The following is a 2,982-nucleotide window of genomic DNA, read 5'->3' as shown; positions in this document are numbered from 1 at the left end:
AGGCGCCTGATGGAGGGTTATCGACGGGTACTGGGGCTGCTACTTCGTTCACCGGGGCTGACGTTGATTGGTGTGCTCTGCGTGATCGCCGTGATCTACGCCGCGTACGCCCGCTTCAACCATGGGGTTGAGTTCTTCCCCAGTGTGGAGCCGGATTCCGCCCAGGTTCAGGTGAGGGCGAGGGGTGATCTTTCAGTGTGGGAGCGGGATGCCATTGTGCGTGAAGTGGAGCAGCGGTTGCGTGGCATGCCCGAGGTGAAGGCCCTGTACGCCCGCTCAATGGTACAGACCAGCTCGCAACTGGCGCCAGATGTCATAGGCGTTCTGCAATTCCAGTTTACCGACTGGTTCACCCGGCGACCGGCCAGCGCGATTCTCGAGGACTTCCGCGACATGACCTCTGATATAGCGGGCGTTGAGCTGGAATTCCGCAAACAGGAAGGTGGGCCTGCCGAAGGCAAACCGATAGAGCTACAGGTGAGCAGCCGCGAAGCAAACAGTCTCAATGGCTACGTGGACGAAATCAAAGACCGCATGCGTGAGCTCGGTGGTTTCGTGGACATCGAAGACGACCGCAGCCTTCCGGGGATTGAGTGGCGGCTGCAGGTTGACCGGGAAGCCGCCGCTCGCTTCGGTACCGATGTGCTGGGTATCGGCAGTGCCGTGCGCTTGGTGACCAACGGGTTGAAACTGGCCACCTATCGCCCTGAAGACGTGCGGGATGAAGTGGACATCGTGGTGCGAGTTCCGAATAACTGGCGGGAACTGGATCATCTGCAGCGCCAGACCATTCATACCTCCCGGGGCCAGGTGCCGCTCTCTGAATTCGTCGATCTTCGCCCCGGCGACAAAACCAACAGTATTGTCCGGGTGGATGGCCAGCGCACGGTAACCATCAAATCCGATCTGGCACAGGGGCGCCGCGTGGATGAGCTGCTGCGGGCCCTGCAGGCCGAGATGCCGGAACCGCCAGAGGGAATTTCGGTGAAGTTTGCCGGCGAGAACGAGGATCAGCAGCAGGCATCAAACTTCCTTGCGACGGCCTTCCTGGTAGCCATCGGCCTCATGCTGTTGATACTGGTGACCCAGTTCAATTCGTTGTACCAGACCTTCCTGATTCTCTCGGCGATTGTGCTCTCCACCGCCGGGGTGCTGCTCGGGCTTCTGGTAAACGGTCAGTCGTTCGGCATTGTGATGGTGGGAATGGGTACGATTGCCCTGGCAGGCATCGTGGTAAACAACAACATCATTCTGATCGATACCTACAACCAGATGCGCAAGGACGGGGTTGAGGCCTACGAGGCCGCCCTGGAAACCGGTTGCCTTCGCCTGAGGCCGGTGCTGCTGACGGCCATCACCACTGTGCTGGGGTTGATGCCCATGGTCCTCGGCGTCAATGTGGACCTGCTGACGCCCTCCCTGGGCCTTGGTGCGCCATCAACCCAGTGGTGGACCCAGCTGTCCAGTGCCATCGCGGGAGGATTGGCGTTTGCTACGGTGCTGACGCTTTTGCTCACACCTGCATTGCTGGTGCTGGGTAACCGGGCCGGTCAGGCTTTCGGTAGGCTGACCGCGAGGTTCAGAAACGCTTGATGCCCATGCAGAATCCACTGAGTGTTCTTTACCGGGACGATTACCTTCTCATCGTCCACAAGCCAGCCGGGCTGCTGGTGCACCGGAGCCCCATCGACAAACATGAAACCGAGTTTGCGCTGCAGTATGCCCGGGCGCTGAATGATGGGCAGCATGTTTACCCGGTGCACCGTCTGGACCGTCCAACCTCTGGCATTCTGTTGTTTGCTAGGGACAGCGATACGGCCCGCTCACTCGGCCTGGCGATGATGGCCGGTGAAGTGGCGAAAACCTATCTGGCGATGGTGCGTGGCTGGCCGCCGGAACACGGGGAGATTGATCATCCCTTGCGAGAGGAATCGGAGGATCGACGGCTGAAAGGGGAAGAGCAGCCAGTGCGGGACGCTCTCACTTATTACCGCACGCTGGCGACGACGGAGATACCGGTCGAGATCGAGAAATACCCGAGCAGTCGCTACGCCGTTGTTGAACTGAACCCGAAAACCGGCCGAAAGCACCAGTTGCGCAGGCACATGAAACACATCAATCACCCGATCATTGGCGATGCCAATCACGGCCGGGGCCGCCACAATCGCTATTTTGCAGAGCGATTCGGCCAGGGGCGGTTGATGCTGGCCGCAACCCGGATGGCATTCCGACACCCGGTTTCGGGTAAACCACTGACCATTAGCGCCGCGCCTGAGGCGAGCTTTCTGGAGGTGTTATCGCTATTTCCCGGGATTTGACGTACGGGATCACTCGGAAAAGTAGCGCTTGATAAACTCTGGGTAGGGAAGCGGTATACTGTAACGGTAGCCCTGAAGGTAGTCGCAGCCTTTCTCGAACAGCCAGCTTTCATGGGCTTCGCTCTCCACACCTTCTGCAACGACAGAAAGGCCAAGCCCCCTGGCCAGGCCAATGATCGACAGGGTGATAGCGCAATCGTTTTCGTCATCCGGGAGGTTGTTGATGAACGAGCGGTCGATCTTGATTCGGGAGAAGGGCAGGCTTTTGAGCCGGGACAGCGATGAGTACCCGGTGCCAAAGTCGTCGATAGCGAGCTCGGCGCCGGCGTGTACCAGCTGTTCCAGAACCCGACCGATGACACTGAAATCACCCTGGATGGAGTCTTCGGTCACCTCAAACTGCAGGGCACTGACCGGCATGCCCTGGTTACCGCAGATCTCTTTTACCAGCTCTGGCAACTCTGGGACCAATATCTGCTCTGCCGACAGGTTGACGGATATCGTTGGTAATGGCGTATTCCGGTCTTTTGCCTCACGCCAGTGGGCGCAGACGTTTTTCAGCACACAGGCGCCCAGCTCATACATCAGGCCGGCGCTGCGCGCCACGTCCAGAAATTCAATCGGTGACAGCCAGCCACGTTGCGGGTGCTGCCAGCGAACCAGG

The 2,982-nt window shown here is 59.3% G+C and carries 3 protein-coding genes; 2 read left to right on the top strand and 1 reads right to left on the bottom strand.

The window, feature by feature from the left end:
- Together B2W52_RS00215 and B2W52_RS00210 are read left to right on the top strand one after the other, a co-directional pair.
- Nucleotides 1–1,593, top strand: a 1,593-nt coding sequence (locus tag B2W52_RS00215) for an efflux RND transporter permease subunit (protein WP_286800944.1), incomplete at its 5' end; no start/stop codon positions are given.
- 5 nt (nt 1,594–1,598) lie between these two features.
- A complete protein-coding gene (locus B2W52_RS00210; RefSeq protein WP_286800943.1) occupies nt 1,599–2,318 on the top strand; it encodes a pseudouridine synthase in 720 nt (239 codons plus the stop codon).
- A 9-nt stretch (nt 2,319–2,327) separates the two neighbouring features.
- On the opposite strand, the gene B2W52_RS00205 is transcribed toward B2W52_RS00210, so the two are convergent.
- A partial coding sequence (locus tag B2W52_RS00205) for an EAL domain-containing protein (protein WP_286800942.1) occupies nt 2,328–2,982 on the bottom strand: 655 nt, incomplete at its 5' end.

Origin of the sequence: Marinobacter sp. UBA2498, assembly GCF_002341575.1 — a bacterium.
GTDB classification, from domain to species: domain Bacteria; phylum Pseudomonadota; class Gammaproteobacteria; order Pseudomonadales; family Oleiphilaceae; genus Marinobacter; species Marinobacter manganoxydans.
The sequence above is the reverse complement of the archived record's forward strand: the minus strand, read 5'-3'. Positions and strand labels throughout refer to the sequence as shown.